The following is a 26,975-nucleotide window of genomic DNA, read 5'->3' as shown; positions in this document are numbered from 1 at the left end:
CCTAGACGTACGGTTTGCTAGCTAACTGGTTACGTGTCGCGGTTACTCGCCGCGCGCCTTCGCCACAATCTCTTCGGCGACACTGGACGGGACCTCCGCGTAGGTGTCGAACACCATCGTGTACTGCGCTCGACCCTGCGTACGGCTGCGCAGGTCACCCACGTAGCCGAACATCTCCGAAAGAGGCACCTGGGCCTTGACGATCCGCGAACCAGCACGTTCCTCCATCGACTGGATCTGCCCGCGCCGGCTGTTCAGGTCGCCGATCACATCGCCCATGTAGTCCTCGGGGGTCGTGACCTCGACGGCCATGACCGGTTCCAGCAGGACCGGCTTGGCCTTGCGAGCCGCGTCCTTGAACGCCATGGATCCGGCGACCTTGAACGCGAGCTCGGAGGAGTCCACGTCGTGGTACTGGCCGTCCTGCAGGGTCACCTTGATCCCCACGATCGGGTACCCGGCGAGGACACCGAACTCCGCGGCCTCCTGGCAACCGGCGTCCACCGACGGGATGTACTCCCGCGGGATACGTCCACCGGTGATGTTGTTGACGAACTCGTAACCGGCGCTGTCGCCTTCACCGTCGGCCACGAGCGGTTCGAGGTCGATGATGACGCGGCCGAACTGGCCGGAGCCACCCGTCTGCTTCTTGTGGGTGTACTCGACGCTCTCGACCTTCTTGCGAATGGTCTCGCGGTAGGCCACCTGCGGCTTACCGATGTTCGCCTCGACCTTGAACTCGTCACGCATGCGGTTGACGAGGACCTCCAGGTGCAGCTCGCCCATGCCGGCGATGACTGTCTGGCCGGTCTCCTCGTCCGTGGAGACCTGGAACGACGGGTCCTCGTCGGCGAGCCGCTGAATAGCGACGGACAGCTTCTCCTGGTCGCTCTTCGTCTTCGGCTCGATGGCCACCTGGATGACCGTCGCCGGGAAGGACATCGACTCCAGCACGATCGGCTGCGCGGGGTCGCACAGCGTCTCGCCCGTCGTGGTGTCCTTCAGCCCCATCACGGCGACGATGTCGCCCGCACCGACGCGCTCGATCTCCTCGCGCTTATTGGAGTGCATCCGGTAGATCTTGCCGATGCGCTCCTTGCGCCCCTTCACGGCGTTCATCACCTGCGTACCGGTCTGGATGACGCCCGAGTAGACCCGCAGGTAGGTCAGCTTGCCCAGATGTGGGTCGCTCATGATCTTGAAGACCAGAGCGGACATCGGCTCGTCCTCGCTCGGCTTGCGAGAGAGGCTGGTCTCCTGCTTCTCGTCCTTGGCGTCGTACCCGCTGATCGCGCTGACGTCCAGCGGTGAGGGCAGGTACGTGGTGATCGCGTCGAGCAACGGCTGCACGCCCTTGTTCTTGAACGCGGTGCCGCACAGGACCGGGATGGCGGTGCCGGCGATCGTGGCACGCCGAATGGCCGGAACGATCTGCTCCACCGTGGGCTCCTCGCCCTCGAGGTAGAGCTCCATGATCTCGTCGTCGGCCTCGGCCAGCGTCTCGACCAGCTTGTCGTGCCCTTCACGCGCGGCCTCGACGTGCGACTCCGGGATGTCGATCGTGTCGTACATCTCGCCCTTGGCGGCCTCGTCGTTCCAGACGTAGGCCTTCATGTGGACGAGGTCGATGACACCCTTGAAGTCGGACTCGGCCCCGATCGGCAGTTGGATCGGCATCGGCGTGGTGCCGAGGCGGTCGGACATCATGTCGACACAGCGCTGGAACTCCGCCCCGATCTTGTCCATCTTGTTGATGAAGCAGATCCGGGGGACGCCATAGCGGTCGGCCTGCCGCCACACCTGCTCGGACTGGGGCTCGACACCTTCCTTGGCGTCGAAGACCGCGACCGCGCCGTCGAGCACACGCAGCGCACGCTCGACCTCAACCGTGAAGTCCACGTGGCCGGGCGTGTCGATGATGTTGATCGTGTGGTCGTTCCAGTGGGTGGTGGTCGCCGCGGACGTGATCGTGATCCCGCGCGACTGCTCCTCCTTCATCCAGTCCATGGTGGCCGCGCCGTCATGGACCTCACCGAGCTTGTAGTTCACGCCGGTGTAGAAGAGGATCCGCTCAGTCGTCGTGGTCTTGCCCGCGTCGATGTGCGCCATGATCCCGATGTTGCGGACCGTGGCCAGGTCAAGAGCAGTGGTAGCCATTTGGCTCGTCTTCTCTCGGTCTCAGGTATCGAATAAGCCGCGGGGACTACCAGCGGTAGTGAGCGAAAGCCTTGTTGGAGTCCGCCATCTTGTGGGTGTCCTCGCGGCGCTTGACACTGGCGCCCAGACCGTTGCTGGCGTCGACCAGCTCATTCATGAGGCGCTCGGTCATTGACTTCTCGCGGCGCTTGCGTGAGTAGGTGACAAGCCACCGGAGCGCGAGTGTGGTGCTCCTGGAGGCGCGGACCTCGACCGGCACCTGGTAGGTGGCGCCACCAACACGGCGGCTGCGCACCTCAAGCGCGGGCTTCACGTTGTCCAGCGCACGCTTCAGAACCACCAGCGGGTCCTGGCCGGTCTTCTCCTTAGCCCCTTCGAGCGCGTCGTAGACGATGCTCTGGGCAATGGAGCGCTTGCCGTCCAGCAGCACCTTGTTGATCAGTGCCGTCACCAGAGGCGACCCGTAGACCGGGTCGGTGATTAGCTGGCGCTTTGGCGCCGGGCCCTTGCGCGGCATGCTTACTTCTCCTTCTTAGCGCCGTAACGGCTGCGCGCCTGCTTTCGGTTACGGACGCCCTGGGTGTCGAGGGATCCGCGGACGACCTTGTACCGGACACCCGGAAGGTCCTTCACCCGGCCGCCACGGACGAGCACGATGGAGTGCTCCTGCAGGTTGTGCCCAATGCCGGGGATGTAGGCCGTGACCTCGGTCCCGCTGCTGAGCTTCACGCGGGCGACCTTGCGAAGCGCGGAGTTCGGCTTCTTCGGCGTAGTGGTGTAAACACGCGTGCACACACCACGACGCTGCGGACTCCCCTTCAGCGCCGGGGTCCTGTTCTTTGCGACCTTGTCCTGTCGGCCCTTGCGGACCAGTTGCTGGATGGTGGGCACCGCGTCTCCGTCTTCCTCGTGACCTACGCCGGTTCTCGTAGCCGATTCGCTGTCGATGACCTGCTGAACTTCCCGTTCCTCCCGACCCCCGAATCCGGGCGTGTCGCCAGCTACCCGACGTCGGGCGAAACCGAACAAGCCCGGCCTAGCGGCCGATTGTCAGGGAGGAGGTATCACGCAGCGCTCTCGCTCCACCGCCCTAGAGGGCGGCCACAAGGCGCGCACGTGTGACCCGTCGACTCACGGGCACGAAGTTAGAGCGTACCGAAGCGCAAGAGCCCGGTCAAAACGGCAGTCGCGTGCTCCGGCAGCCACCTTCTCCGCCCTATGCTGCCGTAGGCCTTTCCTAGTGTACGCGCTCCGAGCGACTGGTCGCGTCCGAATTTTCGGGCCGCGCTCAGGCACGCCACCGCCCGCCCGCGAAGCCGGGGCACGAGCCCGCCCGGATGGCTCCTGAAGAGCAATACGCCGCACCCTGCCTGGTGCCGCCCCCTGGCCACCGCAGGGGTTCGTGACCGGAATCCCCGCACAATTGGGCCCAAGGGCCCACGACGCCCGGGCCATGAAGCTCGTAACCTTTTGTTTGCTCTTTCTCTGGTTCGTGCCTGATCCACTCTTGCAATCGGGGGTTCGAAGTGCGGTGGGTGTGGCGGGCTGAGGCCGGCGCCGGAAAGGTCGAGTACGGCGCCGTGATCCTCTTGGTGGCCGCGGTCACAGCGGCGGTCATCGGGTTCGGTCTGCCCGGTGACGTCCGCGCGCTACTCGACCGCAGCATGTGCCTCGTTCCCGGCGACCAGGAGTGCGAGGAGGCCGCGGCCGGCGACCCCGATGAGGACTCCGGCGGCGATGACGAGTCCGGGGACGGAGAGGACGAGCCGGGTGGCGGCGAGGAGTCCGGCGACGGGGGTGACGGCTCCGAGGACGAGGACGGCGAGTCCGGGGACGGCGGCGAGGAATCCGGCAACGAGAACTACGACCCGGAGCTCGCTGAGGACCTCGAGGAGGCCGAGAGTGACCTGGAGGATGCCGAGGAGGAGCTGGAGGAGGCCGAGTCCTCCTATGACGAGGTCTTCGAGGAGCTGCTGCAGCTACTCAAGGAGCTGATCGGCCTCCAGGACGCCGAGGACTGCCTCACTGAGGGCGACATCGTGGCCTGCATCTGGACCGTGGTCGGCTTCGCCCCCTGGGGCAAGGCCGCCAAGGTCGCCAAGAAGATCCCCGCCATCGCCCGGCTGGTCACCAAGTGGCGCCGGCGCAGCGGCCGCCTTGACGACGCCGAGGAGGCCGCCGACAACGCCCGCGGCAGCCGCGACGAAGCCCTCGAAGCCTGCGGCCTCGAGCCTGGAGGCCGCAACAGCTTCCCCGCGGACACGCCCGTCCTGCTCGCCGGAGGCGGCACGCAAGCGATCGCCGACATCGACACGGGCGACTACGTGGTGGCCGCGGATCCGGAAACCGGCACGACCGCGCCGCGGCCTGTCACCGACACCATCACCAGTTTCGGGGACAAGGAGCTCGTCACCCTCACCGTCCTGACCGACGAGGGCGGGGAGGAGATCACCGCGACCGGGCACCACCGGTTCTGGGACAAGGAGGACCGGGAGTGGGTCCAGGCGGACTCACTGCGGCCGGGCGACCAGCTCCGCGCCCCGGACGGCGGCGCCGTCACCGTCGCCGGCCTGAACGAGTTCACCCAGCGCCAGACCGTGCACAACCTCACCGTGCACGACCTGCACACCTACTATGTCTCCGCGGGCGGCACGAGCGTCCTCGTCCACAACCAGAACAACGGCAATGGTCCCTGCGACCCGCCCGGCAGTAGCACCCCCCGCACCAACCCCGAACATGTCGAGGAGCTCAAGAACAACGGGGTAAAGTTCTCGGAGGAGGACCTCGTCTCCACAGCCCGGCGTACGTCCGACGACCAGGTCGTGTTCCTGGAGAATGGGAATTCCAGGGCAGGGTTGCAGCATATTCTCGGAGAGCACTCTGACGACTTCGCGCGAAGGGGAATAAGCGAGAACGAGGTTCCCGACCTTGTGACCAAAGCCGCTTCCGAGGGACGCCAGGTCGGCACCCAGGGGCGGGGCAACGGAAGGCCGATCTACGAGGTCGAGTTCAATGGCGAAACCCACAGGGTCGCGGTGACCGTAGGCAGCAACGGGTTTATCGTAGGTGCGAATCCAGCGAGTTGATGGGCGAACGATTGGGAACCGTCAAGGTTATGGCGGACTTTGAGTGCTACCCGCTCTGGGTCCGCGATGAGTCCCGCGGGGACGAAATCCACGAGAACACCTCACCACATTCCTCCTGGATCGGTCTCAGTGATGAACTGGCCACGGCACTGAACCACTGGGCCGACGAGTTCGACGCGACCCTGGATCCTGATGACCCGAAGGAGTCCGGGTTCCGGTCACAGGAGGACTGGTCCCGTTTCGTACGGCGTGGACGCGAGCTGGCGGAACGGGTGTCTGGCGAAATGGGAGAGGAATGGTCGGTGCTCTATTTCGATGACCTGGAGAGAAAGAGTTACAGGATCTCCTGACGCCGGGCATCGGAAGCGGCAGAGCGAGCGTGGACGTACTTCCCGGACCAGTCGATCGCGCTCGCCTTCGAACGGGTCCGTGCCAACCGTCTTGTCGTCTCCCTACGGGTGCGCCCCTCGGAGGTGTATTCCGCGCAGGTGGAGGAGGAGTCGTTCACGGAAGCCCTCCTGGACGCGGGAGCCCACTTCTTCGGCGAGATGCGCCGCATCGTTTCGGGCCAGTCCCAGGACTATTCCCGTGAGCTGGAGAGAATCGAGAGCCTGCGCGCGCACGCGCCCCGGAACGGCTGATCCAGCGGAGCAGCTCCCCGAGTACGGAGTCTGGCTGGCGGACTGATGCGTCACTACCAGGTGGTCAAGGACGACCGGGTCTTCGGGGCCTGGACGTCGAGATCGGACGTGGGCCAGTCGGTCGACGGGGCAGAGATCACCTGGGAGGACTACCTCCGCGCCGAGGACGCCTACATCAGTGCGATCAGGCTGCTCGCGCGCGCGGCGGGCGGCGAGGGGTTCACGATCCGCTGGCCCGAACTCGACGAGCGGAACGGTCTGACTGCGGACAACTTCCACGACGGCGCGGTGGTCACGCACCAAAGGGCCGAGGAGATCGCGCGCCGCGCTCTCCGCCAGGAAGGAATCTGGTGCGCACTGACCCGTCCGGGGCGCCTCGTCCTCTCCTTCGGGTTCGACTTCCAGCTCAGGGTTTCGACCAGCTTCGACATCTCCGCCGTGGCCGAGGAGTTGGACTCCCTTGGACTGCGCGTCTACGACGCGCCCCAGTACGCGGAGACCCACGAAGGCGAGGAAGGCGCGGAGTACCTGACCACGGCCGCGGACAACGCCTTCTGGAACACGGTCGCCGATCGCTCCGGACAGCCCGGCGTTCATCTCCTGTGGGAGATCTGGGCCAGCGGAAGCCTCGGCGAGCACTGGTACCGGCTCCGGCCGGGCGCGACCGACCGCGTTCGGCGGCGGGTTCACCCCCGATCACTCGTGGCCGGATACTTCGGCATCGCGAGTCATACCGCTGAGCAGGCAAGACAGGTACTCTCCGCGCTCACTGACGACGATCCGGAGGACCTCGCTGAGCGCCGATGGCTGTGCGCGGTCGAACGCGCCGGGTCACCGGTACTGGCCGTCACGCGCTACGAGGACGCCGCTGAGCTGCGGAACAAGCTTCGCGAAGGCCCCGCGCTCCCAGAGGGCGCGTATCTGTTCCCCGAGCCCGAGGACGTTTCCCACCGGATCGAAGCGGTCGTCCCGGACCCCGACGGCACGGTCGTCCAACGGTGGCCCCTCGGTTGACCCCGCACGGCTGCGGGTTCTCGCCGGGCGCATTCGCCCGGAGCAGCGCCGTACCGGGTCGTGTCCTGCGCGCTTATGAGGCCGGTTGACCCAGGCGCGCGCCCCGCTTTTCACCGCGGCACGAACTCCACCTGGAAGGCGTGGGGCCACAGTTTTCCGGTGAGCAGGAACGTGTCGCTGTCCGGGACCGCCGCGATGCCGTTGAGGACGTCGGCGCCGGACCGGTCGGACTCCGGGAGCAGCCCGGACGCGTCCGCGACCGCCTCGACGATGCCACTGGCCGGGTCGATCCGCACGATGTCGTCGGTCTGCCAGACGTTGGCCCAGACCGCCCCGCCGGCGCACTCCAGCTCGTTCAGCATGTCCAGGGGCTCGCCGTCGAGCGTTACCACCGTGGTGGACAACGGCTCGAAGGTCCGGGGGTCGCGGAACGTCAGCTCGTCGGTGCCGTCACTCATCACCAGGTGGCCGGCGGCGTCGTCGTAACACAACCCCCAGCCCTCACCGTCGTAGCTCACTCGTCCGGTCTCCTCCAGGGTCTCGGCGTCGCGCCGGAACGCGGTCCCTTCGTGCCAGGTGAGCTGCCACACCGTGTCGTCAACGAGCGTGAGGCCCTCGCCGAAAGCGGTGTCGGGAAGCTCGACCCGGTGCTCGACGGCACCGCTTTCCCAGTCGACCACGCGGACGTCGGACTCCTCGTAACGGCCGGTGCTCTCGTACAGCGAGTCGCCGCGCAGCTCGAACCCCTGCGTGAACGCCCCGGGATCGTGCGGGTAGCTCTCGACGATGTCCACCCGCAGACGTTCCGCGGATTCGGCGCTTGCCGCTCCCGCCGGCCCGGTCTCCCGCGGCGCCGACGTGGCGGGCAGCACAACCACCACCACCGCGGCCACGGCGGCTCCAGCCCACTGCCTCAGAGGACGCACGGCCTTCCCCGATTCCGCAACTCCCGAACACGACGAGGACCACCACCCTAACGGCCGGGTGTCCGGGGAGTCCGGATTGCGCACTGTTCACGCAGCGGAGCCGGGAGGATTACGGGACTGACGCCCATCGACAAGTGCGCGCTTTGACCCCGCTCGCGCCGGAGAGCGCAAGAAAACGGGGTGGGGTGCCCGGGTCCGGGCGCCCCACCCCGTTACGCGTCGCTCCTTATCCCCCGGTCACGAAGGACACCGCGCCCCACGCCGCGCCGAGGAACGTGAGCACGAGCCCGACGATCGCCAGGATCGTGCCGATCAAGATCAGGTTCTGGCCTTCCAGCTCTCCCTGCGACCGGCGGATCCGGGTACGGGCCTTCGGCCCGACGATGAACACCCCGATCGCCCCGACGAGGCCGATCACCGGAACCAGGGCGAGAATCCCGAGCCACATGGTGGTCGTCGCCCCGCGGTCGGTGTCGGGCCAGTATCCGTCGTCGAGGTTGTCGTACCCCGGGTACGGATCGCCCGCCGCACCGCCGAGCGGCTGTCCGCCGAAGTCCGGAAAGTCCGCGTCGATGGCGTCGCGGTGGCCGCGGCGGTCCCGCGAACGGTCGTCGTAGTCCTCGTACCCGTCGTGCCGGCCGTACTCGCCGTAGTCCTGGTAGCCCTGATCGGGGTAGGCCTGGTATTCGCCGGGCTCCTGGTACTGCGCGGGCCCCGGGTAGCCGTGCTCGGGGGACTGGCCGTAGTCCTGGTAGCCCTGATCGCTCTCGTAGCCCCGGTACCCGTCGTAGCCGGGCTCCTCCTGCCTGTCGTCGTAACGGCGCCCGGCGGTACCGCCATAGCCGTACTCGCCGTCGCCGGGGTCGTAAGCCACCGGACCGCTCCACGGGTCACCGGAGGGACCGCCGTAGCCGTCGTTTCGGGGCTCCGCGTGATAGGCCTCATGGCCGTACGGCGGCGCGGCTGCCCCGGAACGCCCCTCGACCGGGCCTGGCGAGCCGTCGGCGGGCTCGCCGGGACGGGTGTCGGGATAGTACCCGTATCCCGGGGATCCGGTCTCGGGATACTGCGGGGCGGGCTCGCCCGGGTAACCGGACGCGCCGCCGTCCGGGCCCAGCCCGGGTGCGCCGCGAGGGTAGGGCCCCAGCTCGTCCGAGACGGCCGGCATTGCCTGGGTCCCCTCCCCTGGTGGGGCGGGGGGCCCGGTGCCGTGGGTGCTCCCCCGCGGTCCGGCCCCGTGCTCCGGGCCACCCTGCTCGGCGAGCCTCCCCGCCGCCTGCTCGGCCGCCAGTGCCGTCAGCGGGTCATCAGCGGGTGGGCCCGGAGGCGCGGAATCGCTGGGGTACCGATCGCCCATCGGGCCGCCGTACCCGCCACCGGGCTGGTCACCGGGAACACCGGTGCCTGCCCCGGGTGGGGGGGTCGGCCGCGGCTCGGGGTCGCCGAAGGGCCCGACGCCGGGACCGGAGTCGGGCTGCGACGGCGGAGCGTCCTGGCCGGGGGCGCCGCGCTGCATCTCGACCGCGTCGATGGCGGCCTTCCGCAGATCCTGCAGGGAGTAGTCGTCCCGGCTGAACGCCCAGGTGTTGCCGCTCCCCGTGCCCAGACCACCCTCGGTGGCTCCGCCGGGCGCACCGGTCACGTCCCGCGTGCCGTCCGAAGCGCCGAAAGGACCCGCCGCGGGGCCGGGCTCGCCCGCGGATGCGCCGTAGTCCGGGTAACCGGGGGTTCCGGGGGGAGGGCCGTGCGCGCTTGGCGGTGGTCCCGCCGTTTCGCTCTCGGGGCCGTACCGGCTGGGCCGAGGGCGGGAAAGCTCGTCGTCATACCGGTCCCGGGGCTCACCACTGGCGGGACGCTCCGGAGGAGCGGCGCTTCCCGGCGCACTCCCGCCGAACCGCGTTGTGCCAAGGGAGTCGGGATCCGGCCCGGGGTCGGGTCCCGGGCCGGGACCCGGCGAGCGGGGCGGCGTTCGGGGCCCGCCGAGCGGATCGTTCAACGGGTCGGAAAGCTGGCCGACACGGGACTCCGGCCCGTTGGTGTCGTCGAGCGGGTCGCGGTACACCGGCGATGTGCCGCCGTACCCGGCAGAAGCGGACCCGTCCTCGCGCGCCCCATTCGGCGGCGGCGAGTAGCCTCCCGTGCCCCCGGGATGCTGCTGCCACCCGGGATCGTTCCCGAAAGACGACGGGTCGCTCGGACGCTGCCAGCCGGGATCGTTGATCGCGGGTGGCGGGTCACTGGAACGCTGCCACCCGGGATCGCTCACCGCCGGCGGAGGGCCGCTCGGACGCTGCCAGCCGGGATCGTTCCCGAAAGGCGGCGGGTCCCCGGGCCGGGATCCGCCGCTACCGGGGGGCTCTGGTGCCGCGGGAGAAGGGGGCGGGCCCGGCATTCCCGCATTGCCGGGCTGGTTCCCCGGGTAACCGCCGGGTCCGCCCGGGGCTCCGGACGCGGGCGGGTACGTCTCGCCCGGCCCGTAGCCGGGCTGCCGGTCAGGCCCGCCGCCTTCGCGCGGCCACGGCCCCGGCTCCTGGTATTGGGGTGCGCCACCCTGCTCCCGAAAAGGTGGTTCCGAGGAGGAAGCGCTGGAAGGACCACCCTGCGTGTAGGCGGAGCGGTCATCCGCGCCCCCCGGGTAGTCCCCCCCGGGGCGCGGTGCCCACCCGGCACCCGGGGAGTAGCGATCGCCCTCCGCGGTATCCCACGGTGCTCCGGAGGGCGGCGCGTAGGGGCGGCTCGCCGGAGGCTGGGGGGGCGGTACGTGTGGATCCCCCGGCGCGCCGGGGTAGGACGGTGCGCCCGGGTTCGGGGACCCTTCCGGGTAGTTCGGCGTGCCGGGCGGGGCCGGCGGTGCTCCCGGTCCGCCCAGCGAAGACGGGTACGGCTCCGCCATGCCCGGGGGCTGGCCGCTCATCCCCGGGTAGCCCCCGGTGTGCGGGAACCGGCTGTCGCCCGTTCCGCTGTGGTCGCCCGGGTACTCGCCGTATGCCACTGGTGCGCCGTCGGGGCCGCGCTGGTACTCCTCGGCCGGTCCCCTGTCCGGGTTGCCGTACGGATCCTGATACTGCGACTGGGTGCGGTAGCGGTTGCCGTGGAACCATGACCCCGGATCGTCCTGCCGGGGTTCGGGCTCACCGTCTGGCCTGCCGTACGGCTCTCCCCCGTTTTCGGTCACTGTCCTCGATCTCCAGACCACGCCTGAGCGTTAGAGTCCCCATCCGAACCTGAGTATGCCGAGCGACAACGACGAACGGCGGTAGTTCCCCCCACGTTGGGGCGCACTACCGCCGTCGCTCGATCGGTCATCCGATCGCACACGTCATCGCTAGGCTCACCTGTTGTAGGGGCCGAAGTCGTACTCCTCCAGCGGGACGGCCTCGCCGGTTCCCCCCTGCCCGAAGGTGTACTCGCTGGGCTCCTCGTAGCCCGTGACGGAGTACATCGACGCCTTGGCCTCCTCGGTCGGCTCGACCCGGACATTCCGGTACTGCGGCAAGCCGGTACCGGCCGGAATGAGCTTACCGATGATCACGTTCTCCTTGAGACCAACGAGGGGGTCGCTCTTGCCGTGAATCGCGTTCTCGGTGAGGACCCGGGTGGTCTCCTGGAAGGACGCCGCGGACAGCCACGACTCTGTGGCCAGCGATGCCTTGGTGATACCGAGGAGAACCGGCCGTCCGGCCGCCGGGTGGCCGCCTTCGGCCACCACCTGCCGGTTGATCGACTCGAACTTGGGCCGCTCGACCATCTCGCCGGGCAGCAGTTCGGTGTCGCCGGACTCCAGGATGTTCACCCGCTTGAGCATCTGCCGCACGATGATCTCGATGTGCTTGTCGTGGATCGAGACACCCTGCGACTTGTAGACCTCCTGCACCTCCGACACCAGGTGCTGCTGGACCGCGCGCGGCCCCTGGATACGCAGCACCTCGTGGGGGTTGATGGCGCCCTGGATCAGCTGCTGGCCGACCGCCACGTGCTCGCCGTCGCTCACCAGGAGCTGCGCCCGCATGGGCACCGGGTAGGAGATCTCATCGGAGCCGTCATCCGGCAGCAGGATGATCTTGCGGCTCTTCTCGGTGTCGTCGATCCGGATCCGCCCGTCGAGCTCGCTGATCGGGGCCACACCCTTGGGGATGCGGGCCTCGAACAGCTCCTGCACACGCGGCAGACCGTGGGTGATGTCCTGCCCGGCGGACCCGCCCATGTGGAAGGTCCGCATGGTCAGCTGGGTACCCGGCTCACCGATGGACTGCGCGGCGATGATGCCGATGGCCTCACCGACGTCGACCGGCTTGCCGGTCGCCATCGAGCGGCCGTAGCACGTGGTGCAGACTCCGATCTTGGCCTCGCAGGTGAGGGAGCTCCGCACCCGCACCCGCTCGACACCGTGGGCGACCAGCTTGTCGATGGTGCCCTCGGAGGTGTCGGTGAGCGCCGGTACGACGAGCCCGCCGTCAGCCACGACATCCTCGGCGATGGTCCGGCCGAAGCCCGTGTTCTCGACGTTGTGCTTGCGCACGACGACGCCACGAGCGTTCTTCTCCCCGACCTCCTGCCAGATCGACCGGTCCGTGCCGCAGTCGAGCTCCCGGACGATGACGTCCTGGGCGACATCGACCAGGCGCCGCGTGAGGTAGCCGGAGTCGGCCGTACGCAGAGCGGTGTCGGCCAGACCCTTGCGCTGACCGTGCGTGGAGATGAAGTACTCCAGCACCGACAGGCCCTCGCGGTAGGAGGACTTGATCGGACGCGGGATCGTCTCACCCCGGGTGTTGGAGACCAGGCCGCGGATGCCGGCGATCTGCCGGACCTGCATCGGGTTACCGCGGGCACCCGACTGCACCATCATCCACACCGGGTTGTCGGCCGGGAAGTTCTCCTCCATCTCCTCGGCGACCTCGTTCGTGGCCTTGGTCCAGATCTCCGTGAGCTCCTGGCGGCGCTCGTCGTCGGTGATCAGACCGCGGTCGAACTCCCGCTGGATCTTGTCGGCCTGCTTCTCGTAGCTGTCCAGGATGTCCTGCTTATGCGGCGGGGCGACGACGTCGTCGATCCCGATGGTGAGCCCCGAACGGGTCGCCCAGGTGTACCCGGCGTCCTTCAGGGCGTCCAGCGTGGAAGCGACCTGGGCCTTCGCGTAGTTCTCCGCGAGGTCGTTGACCAGCGTGGAGATCTGCTTCTTGGCTACCTGGAAGTTGACGAACGCGTAGTCGGCCGGCGTGGTCTCGTTGAAGAGGTACCGGCCGAGCGTGGTCTCCAGTACGTAGTCGTCGCCGGCCTGGAAGTCCTCAGGCTTCTCCCACTCGTGGGGCGGCGGGATCTCACCGGGAACCTGGAGCTTGATCTGCGCCTGGAGGTCGAGCTCGCCCATGTCGTAGGCCATGAGCGCCTCGGCCGGCGAACGGTAGGCATGGCCCTCGCCTTTCGCGCCCTCCGTGAGGGTGGTCAGGTAGTAGAGCCCGATCACCATGTCCTGCGTGGGCATGGTCACCGGCTTACCGTCGGACGGCTTCAGGATGTTGTTGGTCGCCAGCATGAGCAGCCGCGCCTCGGCCTGCGCCTCGGCCGACAGCGGCAGGTGCACCGCCATCTGGTCACCGTCGAAGTCGGCGTTGAAGGCGGTGCAGACCAGCGGGTGGATCTGGACGGCCTTGCCTTCGACCAGTTGCGGCTCGAACGCCTGGATACCCAGCCGGTGCAGGGTCGGCGCCCGGTTCAGCATCACCGGGTGCTCGGTGATGACCTCTTCGAGGACGTCCCACACGACCGACCGGGACCGCTCCACCATCCGCTTGGCGCTCTTGATGTTCTGCGCGTGGTTCAGATCGACCAGGCGCTTCATCACGAACGGCTTGAACAGCTCCAGCGCCATCTGCTTGGGCAGGCCGCACTGGTGCAGCTTGAGCTGCGGACCGACGACGATGACCGAACGGCCCGAGTAGTCGACACGCTTACCGAGCAGGTTCTGCCGGAACCGGCCCTGCTTCCCCTTTAGCATGTCGGAGAGCGACTTCAGGGGGCGGTTGCCCGGACCGGTGACCGGACGACCGCGGCGGCCGTTGTCGAACAGCGCGTCGACGGCCTCCTGCAGCATCCGCTTCTCGTTGTTGACAATGATCTCGGGCGCGCCCAGGTCGAGCAGGCGCTTGAGCCGGTTGTTCCGGTTGATCACCCGGCGGTACAGGTCGTTCAGGTCGGAGGTCGCGAAGCGGCCACCGTCGAGCTGCACCATCGGCCGCAGGTCCGGCGGGATCACCGGGACGCAGTCGAGGACCATCCCCATGGGGCTGTTCCGGGTGTTCAGGAACGCCGAGACGACCTTCAGCCGCTTCAGCGCGCGCGCCTTCTTCTGCCCCTTGCCGCTGCGGATGGTCTCGCGCAGCTTCTCGGCCTCGGCGTCGAGGTCGAAGTTGCCCAGCCGCTCCTGGATGGCCTGGGCGCCCATGCCGCCCCGGAAGTACTTCCCGAAGCGGTCGCGCATCTCGCGGTAGAGCATCTCGTCGCCCTCAAGGTCCTGCACCTTGAGGGTCTTGAACCGGTTCCACACCTCTTCGAGCCGGTCGATCTCGCGCTGCACCCGCTCACGGATCTGGCGCATCTCGCGCTCGGCGCTCTCGCGCACCTTGCGCCGGGCGTCGCCCTTCGCGCCCTGCTCCTCCAGCTCGGCGAGGTCGGCCTCAAGCTTGCGGTGCCGCTCCTCGACCGAGGAGTCGCGCCGCTGCTCAAGATGCTGCCGCTCGACCGAGATACGCGCCTCGAGCGACTGCATGTCGCGGTCCCGGGCGTCGTTGTCGACCCAGGTGACCATGTACGCCGCGAAGTAGATGATCTTCTCGAGATCCTTCGGGGCGAGGTCGAGCAGGTAGCCGAGCCGGCTCGGCACGCCCTTGAAGTACCAGATGTGGGTCACCGGCGCGGCGAGCTCGATGTGGCCCATGCGCTCACGCCGGACCTTGGCCCGGGTGACCTCCACGCCACAGCGCTCACAGATGATCCCCTTGAACCGGACTCGCTTGTACTTGCCGCAGTAGCATTCCCAGTCGCGAGTGGGACCGAAGATCTTCTCGCAGAAGAGCCCGTCCTTCTCCGGCTTGAGGGTCCGATAGTTGATGGTTTCCGGCTTCTTGACCTCACCGTGCGACCACTGCCGGATCTCGTCGGCAGTGGCGAGGCCAATGCGCAGCTCGTCGAAGAAATTGACGTCGAGCACTTAATTCGTCCCCTGCTCTTGAAGATCGCGGAAGTTAGACCTCTTCGACACTGCTCGGCTCCCGCCGACCAAGGTCGATTCCCAGTTCTTCCGCTGCACGGAAGACATCCTCGTCGGTGTCCCGCATCTCGATGGACATACCGTCGCTGGACAGCACCTCCACGTTCAGACAGAGCGACTGCATCTCCTTGATGAGCACCTTGAAGGATTCCGGGATGCCCGGCTCGGGGATGTTCTCGCCCTTGACGATCGCCTCGTAGACCTTCACGCGGCCGAGGACATCGTCCGACTTGATCGTGAGCAGTTCCTGCAGCGCGTATGCGGCGCCGTACGCCTCCAGCGCCCAGACCTCCATCTCACCGAAGCGCTGCCCGCCGAACTGCGCCTTACCGCCCAGCGGCTGCTGGGTGATCATCGAGTACGGCCCAGTGGAACGGGCGTGAATCTTGTCGTCGACCAGGTGGTGCAGCTTGAGGAAGTAGGTGTAGCCCACCGCGATCGGCTCGTCGAACGGCTCACCGGTACGCCCGTCGTAGAGCACCGCCTTGCCGTTGGAGTCGATCAGCTGCACGCCGTCCTCGTTGGGCAGGCTGGACTCCAGCAGGCCACCGATCTCGTCCTCACGCAGACCGTCGAAGACCGGCGTGGCCACCCTGGTTCCCGGCGCGATGTCGCCGGCCCCGATGGCACGCATGGACTCCTTCCACGGCGCGTCGTCACCTTCGATCTTCCAGCCGCTCTCGGCCAGCCAGCCGAGGTGGATCTCCAGGATCTGGCCGACGTTCATCCGGCCGGGAACACCCAGCGGGTTCAGGATGATGTCGACCGGGGTGCCGTCCTCCATGAACGGCATGTCCTCCTGCGGGAGGATCTTGGCGATGACGCCCTTGTTCCCGTGGCGGCCGGCGAGCTTATCGCCGTCGGTGATCTTGCGCTTCTGCGCGACGTAGACGCGGACCAGCTCGTTGACGCCCGGGGGCAGCTCGTCACCGTCGTCGCGGCTGAAGACACGGACCCCGATGACCTTGCCGGATTCACCGTGCGGCACCTTCAGGGAGGTGTCGCGGACCTCGCGTGCCTTCTCCCCGAAGATCGCGCGCAGCAGCCGCTCCTCGGGAGTCAGCTCGGTCTCCCCCTTCGGGGTGACCTTGCCGACGAGGATGTCGCCGTCGACGACCTCGGCGCCGATGCGGATAATGCCCCGGTCGTCGAGGTCGGCCAGCACCTCCTCGCTGACGTTGGGGATCTCGCGGGTGATCTCCTCGGGCCCCAGCTTGGTGTCGCGGGCGTCGACCTCGTGCTCCTCGATGTGGATCGAGGACATGACATCGTCCTGCACGAGGCGCTGCGAGAGCACGATGGCGTCCTCGTAGTTGTGCCCCTCCCAGGACATGTAGGCCACCAGCAGGTTCTTACCCAGCGACATCTCGCCCTGCTCGGTGGAGGGGCCGTCGGCGAGCACGTCGCTCTCCTCGACCCGCTGGCCCTCGACCACGATCGGACGCTGGTTGAAGCAGGTGCCCTGGTTGCTCCGCCGGAACTTACCGAGACGGTACGTCTTGCGGGTGCCGTCGTCGGCCATGACCGTGACGGCGTCGGCCGTGACCTCCTCGGCCACACCGGCGTCGTCGGCCAGGATGACCTCGCCGGCGTCGGTGGCCGCGCGGTACTCCATGCCCGTGCCGACCAGCGGCGACTCGGCGCGCAGCAGCGGCACCGCCTGGCGCTGCATGTTGGAGCCCATGAGCGCGCGGTTGGCGTCGTCGTGCTCCAGGAACGGGATCATGGCCGTGGCGACCGACACCATCTGGCGCGGCGAGATGTCCATGTAGTCGACGTCGTCCGCCGAGACCGCCTCGAACTCGCCGCCCTTGGTACGGACCAGCACGCGGCTGTCGGTGAACCCGCCATCGGGCCCCACAGGAGTGTTGGCCTGCGCGATGACGTAGCGGTCCTCCTCGTCCGCCGTCAGGTAGGAGACCTCGCCGGTCAGCTTGCCGTTGACGATCCGCTGGTAGGGGGTCTCGACGAAGCCGAAGGAGTTCACCCGGCCGTAGGCGGACAGCGAGCCGATGAGGCCGATGTTGGGCCCCTCAGGGGTCTCGATCGGACACATGCGGCCGTAGTGCGACGGGTGGACGTCGCGCACCTCGAACCCGGCGCGCTCCCGGGACAGCCCGCCCGGGCCCAGCGCCGAGAGGCGGCGCTTGTGGGTCAGCCCGGCCAGCGGGTTGGTCTGGTCCATGAACTGGGAGAGCTGGCTGGTGCCGAAGAACTCCTTGATGGAGGCGACGACCGGGCGGATGTTGATCAGGGTCTGCGGCGTGATGGCCTCGACGTCCTGGGTGGTCATCCGCTCGCGCACCACCCGCTCCATGCGGGCCAGCCCCAGGCGCACCTGGTTCTGGATAAGCTCGCCGACCGTGCGCAGCCGGCGGTTGCCGAAGTGGTCGATGTCGTCGGTCTCGATCGGGAGCGTCCCCCGCGGGGATTCGAGCTCCTCCTCGCCGGCGTGCAGCCGCACGAGGTAGTCGACCGTGGCGACGATGTCGTCCTCGGTCAGCGTGCCCTGGGTGATCTCGGTGCCCAGGCCCAGCTTCTTGTCGATCTTGTAGCGGCCGACCTTGGCGAGGTCGTAGCGCTTCGGGTTGAAGTACAGGTTCTCCAGCAGCGCCTGGGCCGACTCCTTCGTGGGCGGTTCCCCGGGGCGCAGCTTGCGGTAGATGTCCAGCAACGCGTCGTCGGTACCCGCGGTGGGGTCCTTCTCCAGAGTGTTGCGGATGGACTCGTACTGGCCGAAGCGCTCCAGGATCTGGTCGGTGGTCCAGCCCAGCGCCTTGAGCAGGACGGTGACGCCCTGCTTGCGCTTGCGGTCGATGCGGACACCGACGAAGTCGCGCTTGTCGACCTCGAACTCCAGCCAGGCACCGCGCGACGGGATGACCTTGCACCCGTAAAGGTCCTTGTCCGAGGTCTTGTCGACCTGGCGGTCGAAGTACACGCCCGGCGAACGGACAAGCTGCGAAACGACCACACGCTCGGTGCCGTTGATGATGAACGTGCCCTTGACGGTCATGAGCGGGAAGTCGCCCATGAACACCGTCTGGCTCTTGATCTCACCGGTGTCGTTGTTGATGAACTCCGCCGTGACGAACATCGGGGCGGAGTAGGTCATGTCCTTGTCCTTGCACTCCTCTTCGGAGTACTTGGGCGGCTCGAACCGGTGGTCGCGGAATGAGAGCGACATCGTGCCCGAGAAGTCCTCGATCGGACTGATCTCCTCGAAGATCTCTTCGAGGCCGGACTGCTCCGGAACGTCCTTGCGACCCGAGTTGCGGGCCGCCTCGACTCGGGAGCTCCACTTCTCGTTGCCGAGCAGCCAGTCGAAGGACTCGGTCTGCAGAGCGAGAAGGTTGGGGACCTCGAGTGGTTCCTGAATGCGGGCGAAGGAAACGCGGTTCGGACCAAGGGCGTTAGCGGAGGCGTTGCGCGAGGCTGCCAACAGGGGTCCTTCCGAAGGCTTGTGGCGGTTGATGCGCGCGCACGCCGGACGACCCTCATATCTGAGAGAACAACCGATGTGTGACAGGTCGGCTCTCAACGGTGGAGCACGTGCTCAAGGCCCTACTCCCAAGGGAAGTCGGGCACAAACACACGGACACCGGCACAGGGATCGTCAAAGGGCAGCGCAAAAGGGCAGTGTAGCCGAATACTACACCGCTGTCCAACAATGACCCCCGGACTCTGTCACGACACCACGCAGCATCGCCTTAACAGGCGAATCCGTCAAGCCCGGCGTCGCACGTTCGGGGCAATAAGCGGTCGTGAGAGGCCCCACACGACCGGGTGGGTGTGAACGAGGCGATACTGGGAATGATTCACCGACTCAGGGCTTCAGGAGTTGGCGAGGGTGGGAGGGCGCCCGCCCGCGATGCCGGCGCGGTTTCCCCTGCGGCACCCGCGCGCCCCGAACACGAGCGAAGGCGGTCACCCCTCAGGAGTGACCGCCTCGCGTACGCCGCGGCACGCTACTTCAGCGTGACGGTGGCGCCGGCGCCCTCAAGGGTCTCCTTCGCCTTCTCGGCGTTCTCCTTGCTGGCGGCCTCAATCAGCGGCTTCGGCAGGTCGTCGACCAGGTCCTTGGCCTCCTTCAGCCCGAGGCTCGTCAGGCCGCGGACCTCCTTGATGACCTGGATCTTCTTGTCGCCAGCGGACTCCAGGATGACGTCGAACTCGTCCTGCTCCTCCTCGACGGGGGCCTCGCCGCCACCGCCCGGAGCCTGGACGACCGCCGCGGCCGGAGCAGCGGCCTCGACGTCGAACTTCTCCTCGAACTGCTTGACGAACTCGGACAGCTCGAGCAGAGTCATCTCCTCGAAAGCGCCGAGCAGCTCTTCGGTGCTGAGCTTCGCCATGGTGTGGTTCTCTCTTCCTCTAGCAACACGCGCACCCATTGGCACGGTGCCGGGTACCGGCCAGCGTCCGCGAACGCGGCGCGGCCCCGTGATTTCCTAAGCTTCGTCCGAGCGCTTGTCGTGCAGCGCCTGAGCGAGCCGCACGGTCTTGGTCGGCAGCGCCTGGAACAACCGGGCCGCCTGGCCCTGCTTGGCCTTGAGCGCTCCGGCCAGCTTCGAGAGCAGTACCTCGCGGGACTCGAGATCGGCCATCTGGTTGATCTGCTCCGGTGTCATCACCTGGGAGTCGATGACACCGCCCTTGATCACCAGCGGCGCGTTCGCCTTCGAAAAGTCACGCAGGCCCTTGGCGGCCTCGACGACGTCCCCTCGGACGAAGGCGATGGCCGTCGGACCCTCGAACAGGTTGATGACCTGCTCATCAAGACCGGCCTCGGTGGCAGCGATCTTGGTCAGCGTGTTCTTCACGATGCGGAACCGCGCGTTCTGGCCGAGGCTGTGGCGCAGTTGACCGACCTGCGCCACGCTGAGCCCCCGGTACTCGGTCAGTACGGCGCCCTGCGAGCTCTGGAACTCCTCCTTGAGCTCGGCGACCGCGGCTGCCTTATCCGGCCTCGCCATGGGACTCCTTCCAACACTGAACGCCGGCGGTTCCCAAGGGGCCACGCGAAGGGGAGCGCATAAAAAACACCCCGGCGCGGGTGTGCGCGGGGCGTATGCACGCCCACGTGCGAACACGGGGCGAAACGACTCACATCACACCTGCGCGGGCCGCCCATTTCGCATGGAACCTTAGGTCACCCTTCGGGTGACGACCGGCGGTCTTCGGCACTTTCCATGTTAGTCGATCCGGCGGGGTGCCGCGCACACCAGCGGGAGATCCGGGTCTCAGACGCGAACCCGCCCGGCCCCCTCAAGGGGGCCGGGCGGCGTGCGGGGCGTGCCGGAGTACGGCGGTCAGTAGTTCTCGAGGTCCTCGAGGTCCTGCTCGAGGTCCTCCATCTCCTGGTCGAGATCGGGGGCGTCGGGCATCTCGACGTCGGGGGACGGCATATCGCTCATCGGGTCGTCGAACATCTCGTCCATGTCGGAGATCTGGTCCTCGGAGGGCCACTCGATACTCACGTCCTGGCCGAACTCCAGGAAGTCGATCGTCTCCTCGTAGTCGCCGATCTCGTACTGCACCCGTTGCGGCAGCCCGTCGCCGACCCAGACGGTGAACGGGACCTCCTCGACACCCGCCTCCTCGTAGGTCGTCTCGACCTGGTCGCGGATTTCGCTGTCCTCGATCTGGTCCAAGGCGTCCTGGATCGGGTAGCTGCCCTCGACGATCGTGGCCTCGACGCCGTTGACCTCCTCGCTCCCGGTCTCCTCGACGTTCTGGCCCGCCATCAGCTGGTCGACCTGAGCCTTGGGGTCAAGGAACGTGTCCTCGCCCATCTCCTCGAAGTCCATGCGGAGCCACTCCCCGCTGCCGTCGTCGACGAGGAACTCCGTGCCGCGGATCAGGGCGACGCTGTTGTCATCCTGGTTGGTCAACTCGATGGTGGGTTCCGGGTCCTCGGTGAAAACGATCTCGGCTGTGGTGTCGGTCGCTGGCTCGTCTCCGATGGAACCCGAGGACGTCACCTCCGCCCGATAGGCCCCGATTTCCTGGGTCTCCTGAACCGACTGCTGCAGCATCTCGATCGGGCTCGCGCCCAGCCCGGGGATGATGCCGCACCCCGTGGTCGCCACCACCAGTCCCGTGCCGGCAGCTACTCCGGCACTCTTCTTCAGCATGTGAAACGCTCCCAAGGATCTTTTCGTCAGAGTCCCCCGATTGCGACGCCGCGGTGGGCGATTCGGTTCCCGGAAGGGGGATGGGGATATCCGGGCACAACCGTCCGAACAGTACAGGGCACGAACGAACCCCCTGAAAATACGCGATGTGCCCCGGCCGGAGCACGGCCGGGGCACATCGCGGAATCGGGAGGCGCCTCAGGCAGCGGCGCCGACCTCGCGCGAGGCGTTCGGGTCGACCTGGATGCCCGGACCCATCGTGGTCGTCACGCTCACCTTCCTCAGGTACCGCCCCTTGGACGCGGACGGCTTGATCCGCTGCACCTCGTCGAGCGCGGCGGCGTAGTTCTCGACCAACTGGCGCTCGTCGAAGGAAGTCTTGCCGATGATGAAGTGCAGGTTCCCGTGCCGGTCGACACGGAACGAGATCTTGCCGCCCTTGATGTCGCCGACGGCCTTGGCGACATCGGGCGTGACCGTTCCGGTCTTCGGGTTCGGCATGAGCCCTCGGGGGCCGAGCACCCGGCCCAGCCGGCCGACCTTGCCCATCAGGTCGGGAGTGGCGACGACCGCGTCGAAGTCCAGGAAGCCGTTCAGGATCTCCTGGACGAGGTCGTCGTCCCCAACGTAGTCGGCACCCGCCGCGCGGGCCTGCTCGGCACGGTCGCCGGTGGCGAAGACCAGGACCCGAGCGGTCTTACCGGTACCGTGCGGCAGGTTCACCGTTCCGCGGATCATCTGGTCGGCCTTGCGCGGGTCGACGCCCAGGCGCACGGCGATCTCGACGGTCGCGTCGAAGGAGGCCGTACTGGTCTCCTTGGCGAGCTTCATCGCCTCGGCCGGCGCGTAGAGCCGGGTGCGGTCCACCATCTCGGCGGCTTTGCGGTGGTTCTTGCTGCGCTTCACGTGACTCTCCTGATCGAGGTATGTGGTGTGCGGGCCAGCGCCTGGCCCTGCCACTGCGGGGTTCCTACCGCCGCGCCCGGACCCGTCGCTCGCGACTGCCCGAGCCGGCGCGCGGCTCGCCCCGCGCGAACCCGGGGACGGCTACTTGATGTCAATGCCCATGGAGCGGGCGGTGCCGGCGACGATCTCCTCGGCGCGCTCCATGTCGTCGGTGTTCAGGTCGGGCAGCTTGGTCTGCGCGATCTCGCGGATCTGGTCGGCGGTGACGCTCCCCGCCTTGGTGCGCTTCGGGTCAGGGCTCCCCTTGCTCAGGCCCGCGGCCTTGAGGATGAGCTTCGGCGCCGGCGGCGTCTTCGTGACGAAGGTGAAGGAGCGGTCCTCGTAGACAGTGATGTCTACCGGGATGACGCTGCCGCGCTGGGCTTCGGTAGCGGCGTTGTACTGCTTGCAGAACTCCATGATGTTGACACCGTGCGGGCCGAGCGCGGTACCAACGGGCGGAGCCGGCGTGGCCTGGCCAGCGGGCAGCTGGACCTTGACCAGCGCTGCGATCCTCTTTTTCTTGGGCGGCATTTCGGGTCCTTTGCCTGGTTTCTGGGTCGTGACGAGTCCCTTGACTCCGCTGTGAGCGGGGCGTTCGGGCCGAATCCTCATCGGCGCCGGACGACGGGCCGGGGCACGCACCTGGGCGCCGCGCATCCGCCGGGACCGTGCGGAACGCGAATAAGCCCCGCCGAAGCGGGGCGTGATGCGATTTCCGGCACCACCAATACTACTACTACCCGGGGTTGTGCCCCGCCGGCCCGAACGGCCGGCGCCGCAGCCCCCGCACACGCCGGCTCCCAAGCCGGCACGCGAGCGCCGGACGGGTCTTGTCAGATCTTGGAGACCTGGTTGAAGCCCAGCTCCACCGGGGTCTCGCGACCGAAGATCGACACGAGCACCTTGAGCTTCTGGGTGTCGGGATTGATCTCGCTCACGGTGGCGGGCAGCGTGGCGAACGGGCCCTCCATCACCGTCACGGACTCCCCGACCTCGTAGGCGACGTCGGAGCGGCTCTCGGCCTTCTCCTTGTGCACCTGCTCCGGCTCCTCCTCGGGCTCCGGCGCGAGCAGGTCGGCGACCTCCTGGAGGCTCAGCGGGGCGGGCCGGTTGGACAGGCCAACGAAGCCGGTGACGCCCGGAGTGTTGCGGATGGCCGCCCAGGACTCGTCGGTGAGGTCCATGCGGACGAGCACGTACCCCGGCAGGACCTTCTCCGTCACCTGCTGCCGCTTGCCGCTCTTGACCTCGGTGACCTCCTGCGTGGGCACCTCGACCTGGAAGATGTAGTCCTCCATGTTGAGCGACTGGGTACGGCTCTCGACGTTGGTCTTCACCCGGTTCTCGTACCCGGCGTAGGTGTGCACCACGTACCAGTCGCCGGGAAGCAGCCGGAGTTCCATCTTGAACTCCTCGACGGGGTCGAGTCTGGGAGCCTCCTCCGACTCGCCCTCGCCGCCCGCTTCCGCGGCTTCCTCCTCGTCGCCCGCTTCGGCGGCCTCCGCCGCATCGTCCGCGACGTCCTGGGAGTCGTCCGTGGCCGCCTCGGCCGCAGGGTCGGCCTGCTCCGGCTCTTCCGCCGACGACTGAACCGGCTCCTCGGTTGGGAAGTCGTCAGAGGTCAGTGGGGACTCGGACACGGCTGCTCTTTCTGTCGTCGGTTGCGCGCTCTGGGCCGGCTCGGAATCGAATGGCGCCGATACCAGTTCTCCCGCCCAGCCTACGGTCTCAGCGGGAGTATTGGGACCAAGCCGTCCGGCGCGGCTGCGGCGTGGCCGCTACTGCGGAACGCCGGGCATCTCACCGCCGGGCTGCGTCGCCTCGCCGCTGCTGCCGACTGTGCCGTAGAGCCAGGTGACAGCTTCACCAAAGCCGAAGTCAAGCAACGAGATGTATCCGACCATGATGACGACGAACACCATGACGACGATCGTGTAGGTGATGAGCTCGCGGCGGGTGGGCCAGCGAACCTTCCGGAGTTCGCCCACAACCTGCTTGACGAAGGTCACCGGACCGGTGCGACGCTGGGGCTCCCGGTCGGGCTTAGCCGCGGCGTCAGTCTGTGTCACCTGAGGTCCTTAGGAGTCGACGGTCCGGGCTGCTGCGGGGAGAACTCCACCGCACGCTCGCGATGCCCTCCCCCACGATCTCTGCTGGATGCCTTGCAGGGCAGGAGGGACTCGAACCCCCAACCGCCGGTTTTGGAGACCGGTGCTCTGCCAATTGAGCCACTGCCCTTCGGGTTAGCATGGTTAACCCAGGATAGCGTGCCGCAGCTTCGGGGACGCAACCGATTATCGCGCACCGCGCACGATGCGGCCTCGCTACCAATCACCGAAGTCTAAGCCCTATCGCCGCTGAGGACCAACCCGGCCGGTGATGTCCACGCGGAAGCTGTTTACCACATCCCGGGAGACCCATTCGACGGCTCGTGCAAGTATGGTGCACATGACTGAGCGACCTCGCATCTCCGCACGCATCGGCGGTATCTCCGAGTCAGCCACGCTGGCCGTTGACGCCAAGGGCAAGGCCATGAAGGCGGCCGGGCGTCCCGTCATCGGTTTCGGCGCCGGAGAGCCCGACTTCCCCACGCCCGACTACATCGTCGAGGCGGCGGTACGCGCCTGCCACGAGCCCCGTTTCCACGGCTACACGCCGGCCGGCGGCCTCCCCGAGCTCAAGGAGGCCATCGCCGAGAAGACGCTGCGCGACTCCGGGTACCAGGTGGATCCCAGCCAGATCCTGGTGACCAACGGCGGCAAGCAGGCCATCTACGAGGCGTTCGCCACGCTGCTCGACCCGGGCGACGAGGTCATCGTCATCGCCCCGTACTGGACGACCTACCCGGAATCCATCAAGCTGGCCGGCGGTGTCCCGGTCTACGTGGTCACCGACGAGTCCACCGGCTACCTCGCCAGCGTGGCGCAGCTCGAAGCGGCGCGCACCGACCGCACCAAGGTCCTGCTGTTCGTCTCCCCGTCGAACCCCACCGGCGCGGTCTATCCACCGGAGCAGGTCCGCGAGATCGGGCAGTGGGCCAACGGCAATGGGCTGTGGGTCCTCACCGACGAGATCTACGAGCACCTGGTCTACGGTTCGGCGCGGTTCAGCTCCATCCCGGTGGAGGTTCCCGAGCTGGCCGAGCGAACCGTCGTCGTCAACGGTGTCGCCAAGACGTACGCGATGACGGGCTGGCGCGTCGGGTGGATCGCCGGCCCGAACGATGTCGTCAAGGCGGCCGGGAACCTGCAGTCGCACGCCACATCGAACGTCGCGAACGTGTCGCAGGCCGCCGCCCTGGCCGCGGTGTCGGGCGACCTGAGCGCGGTCGCCGAGATGCGCACCGCGTTCGACCGCAGGCGGCGCACCATCGTCCGGATGCTGAACGAGATCCCCGGCGTCGTCTGCCCGGATCCGGAGGGGGCGTTCTACGCGTACCCCTCGGTCAAGGACGTGCTCGGCCGGGAGATCCGCGGCCACCGGCCGCAGACCTCCGCCGAGCTCGCCGAGGTGATCCTGGAGCAGGCCGAGATCGCCGTGGTACCGGGCGAGGCGTTCGGCACCCCGGGCTACCTGCGGATGTCCTACGCGCTCGGCGACAACAACCTGGCCGAGGGAGTGGGCCGGCTGCAGAAGCTGCTCGGCGAGGCCCAGTAGGCCGTCCCGCCAACGGCCGCGACCGCCCGGGGCGACAGCGCCCCGGGCGGTCGCGTTGTCTCACCAACTGCGCGACGACGGTGCCGCGCCTGAGGCACCCTTGAGTCATGCACCGCCCCATCGCCAGGCTGCCCAAGGCCCACCTGCACCAGCACTTCACCGGATCCATGCGGCACAGCACCCTCGTCGAGCTGGCGCACGAGCGCGGCGTGCACCTGCCGCACGCCCTGGTCGAGGACTGGCCGCCCACACTGCGCGCCACCGACGAGCGCGGCTGGTTCCGGTTCCAACGGCTCTACGATGTCGCGCGGTCGGTGCTGCAGCGCCCCGAGGACATCTACCGGCTGCTCCGGGAGGCTGCCGAGGACGACCGGGCCGACGGATCCGGTTGGCTGGAAATCCAGGTGGATCCCAGCGGCTACGCAGCGCGCTTCGACGGCCTCACCGCGACGCTGGAGCTCATCCTGGACGCGGCGCGGACGGCTGAACGCGACACCGGCACCGCCGTTGGGATCATGGTCGCGGCCAACCGCACCAAGCACCCCTTGGACGCCAGGACGCTGGCCCGGCTCGCCGCGCAGTACGCCGGAAGCGGGGTGTACGCGTTCGGGTTGAACAATGACGAGCGCAGGGGCCGGGCGCTGGACTTCGAGCGCGCGTTCCGGATCGCGCGGCGCGCCGACCTGCTCTCCACCCCGCACGGCGGCGAGCTCAACGGCCCGCGCAGCGTCCGGGACTGCCTTGACGAGCTGTCCGCCGACCGGATCGGGCACGGGGTACGCGCGGTCGAGGACCCCTATCTGGTGGAGCGGATCGCCACCGGCAAGGTCACCCTGGAGGTGTGTCCCACGTCCAACATGAGCCTGGGCGTGGTCGACGAGCTCGACCAGGTGCCACTGCGCAGGCTGTTCGACGCTGGGGCACCCATCGCGCTTGGGGCCGACGACCCCCTGCTGTTCGGCCCGCGGCTGGCGGCGCAGTACGAGATCGCCCGCACTGTGTTCGGCTTCTCCGACGCGGAGCTCGCGGAGCTGGCCCGGATGTCGGTGAAGGGCTCGGCCGCGCCCGACGCGCTCCGCAAGGAGCTCCTCGCCGGCATCGACGCCTGGCTGGCGGAACCGCCCCGACCGTAAGGGCTC

20 protein-coding genes and 1 tRNA gene are annotated in these 26,975 nt (G+C 67.9%); 6 read left to right on the top strand and 15 right to left on the bottom strand.

Annotation, left to right across the window (positions count from 1 at the left end):
- Window positions 1-42: 42 nt before the first annotated feature.
- The 3 genes from fusA to rpsL are packed head-to-tail and all read right to left on the bottom strand — an operon-like array spanning window position 43 to window position 3,048.
- Complete coding sequence (fusA, locus tag F4561_RS00880; RefSeq protein WP_184573777.1) at window positions 43-2,157, bottom strand: elongation factor G; 2,115 nt, start codon at window positions 2,155-2,157, stop codon at window positions 43-45.
- A gap of 46 nt (window positions 2,158-2,203) precedes the next feature.
- Window positions 2,204-2,674 (bottom strand): 30S ribosomal protein S7, encoded by a 471-nt coding sequence (gene rpsG, locus F4561_RS00875; protein ID WP_184573775.1) that lies wholly within the window; start codon window positions 2,672-2,674, stop codon window positions 2,204-2,206.
- A gap of 2 nt (window positions 2,675-2,676) precedes the next feature.
- Entirely contained in the window at window positions 2,677-3,048 is a 372-nt protein-coding gene (rpsL, locus tag F4561_RS00870; protein WP_184573772.1) for a 30S ribosomal protein S12, read from the bottom strand.
- Window positions 3,049-3,692: 644 nt separating this feature from the next.
- Between rpsL and F4561_RS00865 the strand changes: the two genes are divergently transcribed.
- The 4 genes from F4561_RS00865 to F4561_RS00850 all read left to right on the top strand — a co-directional run bounded on the left by F4561_RS00865 (window position 3,693) and on the right by F4561_RS00850 (window position 6,898).
- Window positions 3,693-5,243, top strand: a complete 1,551-nt coding sequence (locus F4561_RS00865) for a Hint domain-containing protein (protein ID WP_184573769.1) — start codon at window positions 3,693-3,695, stop codon at window positions 5,241-5,243.
- A gap of 29 nt (window positions 5,244-5,272) precedes the next feature.
- Window positions 5,273-5,593: an immunity protein CdiI family protein gene (locus tag F4561_RS00860; protein WP_184573766.1), complete on the top strand. Its 321-nt coding sequence runs from the start codon at window positions 5,273-5,275 to the stop codon at window positions 5,591-5,593.
- A gap of 123 nt (window positions 5,594-5,716) precedes the next feature.
- The gene (locus tag F4561_RS00855; protein ID WP_184573763.1) at window positions 5,717-5,884 is read left to right on the top strand and encodes a hypothetical protein; all 168 of its coding nucleotides are present in this window, start codon (window positions 5,717-5,719) and stop codon (window positions 5,882-5,884) included.
- Window positions 5,885-5,929: 45 nt separating this feature from the next.
- The gene (locus F4561_RS00850) at window positions 5,930-6,898 is read left to right on the top strand and encodes a hypothetical protein (protein ID WP_184573760.1); all 969 of its coding nucleotides are present in this window, start codon (window positions 5,930-5,932) and stop codon (window positions 6,896-6,898) included.
- Between the two features lie 110 nt (window positions 6,899-7,008).
- Here F4561_RS00850 and F4561_RS00845 read toward each other — a convergent pair whose 3' ends face one another.
- From F4561_RS00845 to F4561_RS00790, 12 genes are all read right to left on the bottom strand, one after another.
- The gene (locus tag F4561_RS00845) at window positions 7,009-7,791 is read right to left on the bottom strand and encodes a glutaminyl-peptide cyclotransferase (protein ID WP_221445319.1); all 783 of its coding nucleotides are present in this window, start codon (window positions 7,789-7,791) and stop codon (window positions 7,009-7,011) included.
- A gap of 259 nt (window positions 7,792-8,050) precedes the next feature.
- Window positions 8,051-10,090, bottom strand: a complete 2,040-nt coding sequence (locus F4561_RS00840) for a DUF4190 domain-containing protein (protein ID WP_184573756.1) — start codon at window positions 10,088-10,090, stop codon at window positions 8,051-8,053.
- Between the two features lie 1,065 nt (window positions 10,091-11,155).
- Window positions 11,156-15,034, bottom strand: coding sequence for a DNA-directed RNA polymerase subunit beta' (locus tag F4561_RS00835; protein ID WP_184573753.1), 3,879 nt, complete (start codon window positions 15,032-15,034; stop codon window positions 11,156-11,158).
- Between the two features lie 34 nt (window positions 15,035-15,068).
- Window positions 15,069-18,536 (bottom strand): DNA-directed RNA polymerase subunit beta, encoded by a 3,468-nt coding sequence (gene rpoB, locus F4561_RS00830; RefSeq protein WP_184573750.1) that lies wholly within the window; start codon window positions 18,534-18,536, stop codon window positions 15,069-15,071.
- A gap of 526 nt (window positions 18,537-19,062) precedes the next feature.
- A complete protein-coding gene (gene rplL, locus F4561_RS00825; RefSeq protein ID WP_184573747.1) occupies window positions 19,063-19,449 on the bottom strand; it encodes a 50S ribosomal protein L7/L12 in 387 nt (128 codons plus the stop codon).
- 96 nt (window positions 19,450-19,545) lie between these two features.
- Complete coding sequence (gene rplJ, locus F4561_RS00820) at window positions 19,546-20,070, bottom strand: 50S ribosomal protein L10 (protein WP_184573744.1); 525 nt, start codon at window positions 20,068-20,070, stop codon at window positions 19,546-19,548.
- Window positions 20,071-20,406: 336 nt separating this feature from the next.
- Window positions 20,407-21,231 (bottom strand): SCO4651 family lipoprotein, encoded by an 825-nt coding sequence (locus tag F4561_RS00815; RefSeq protein ID WP_184573742.1) that lies wholly within the window; start codon window positions 21,229-21,231, stop codon window positions 20,407-20,409.
- A gap of 198 nt (window positions 21,232-21,429) precedes the next feature.
- Window positions 21,430-22,137, bottom strand: coding sequence for a 50S ribosomal protein L1 (gene rplA, locus F4561_RS00810; protein ID WP_184573739.1), 708 nt, complete (start codon window positions 22,135-22,137; stop codon window positions 21,430-21,432).
- A gap of 141 nt (window positions 22,138-22,278) precedes the next feature.
- The gene (gene rplK, locus F4561_RS00805) at window positions 22,279-22,710 is read right to left on the bottom strand and encodes a 50S ribosomal protein L11 (protein WP_184573737.1); all 432 of its coding nucleotides are present in this window, start codon (window positions 22,708-22,710) and stop codon (window positions 22,279-22,281) included.
- A 302-nt stretch (window positions 22,711-23,012) separates the two neighbouring features.
- Window positions 23,013-23,819 carry a transcription termination/antitermination protein NusG gene (gene nusG, locus F4561_RS00800; RefSeq protein WP_184573735.1) on the bottom strand — a complete coding sequence of 269 codons (807 nt, stop codon included), beginning with the start codon at window positions 23,817-23,819 and terminating at the stop codon, window positions 23,013-23,015.
- A 138-nt stretch (window positions 23,820-23,957) separates the two neighbouring features.
- Entirely contained in the window at window positions 23,958-24,248 is a 291-nt protein-coding gene (gene secE, locus F4561_RS00795) for a preprotein translocase subunit SecE (RefSeq protein WP_184573733.1), read from the bottom strand.
- Window positions 24,249-24,344: 96 nt separating this feature from the next.
- Window positions 24,345-24,417, bottom strand: a tRNA-Trp gene (locus F4561_RS00790).
- Window positions 24,418-24,627: 210 nt separating this feature from the next.
- Between F4561_RS00790 and F4561_RS00785 the strand changes: the two genes are divergently transcribed.
- Window positions 24,628-25,836, top strand: coding sequence for a pyridoxal phosphate-dependent aminotransferase (locus tag F4561_RS00785; RefSeq protein ID WP_184573731.1), 1,209 nt, complete (start codon window positions 24,628-24,630; stop codon window positions 25,834-25,836).
- A 107-nt stretch (window positions 25,837-25,943) separates the two neighbouring features.
- A complete protein-coding gene (locus F4561_RS00780) occupies window positions 25,944-26,969 on the top strand; it encodes an adenosine deaminase (RefSeq protein ID WP_184573729.1) in 1,026 nt (341 codons plus the stop codon).
- Window positions 26,970-26,975: the final 6 nt, after the last annotated feature.

The sequence above is a fragment of the Lipingzhangella halophila genome, from assembly GCF_014203805.1.
GTDB classification, from domain to species: Bacteria; Actinomycetota; Actinomycetes; order Streptosporangiales; family Streptosporangiaceae; genus Lipingzhangella; species Lipingzhangella halophila.
This window is presented reverse-complemented; position numbering and strand designations above follow the sequence as displayed.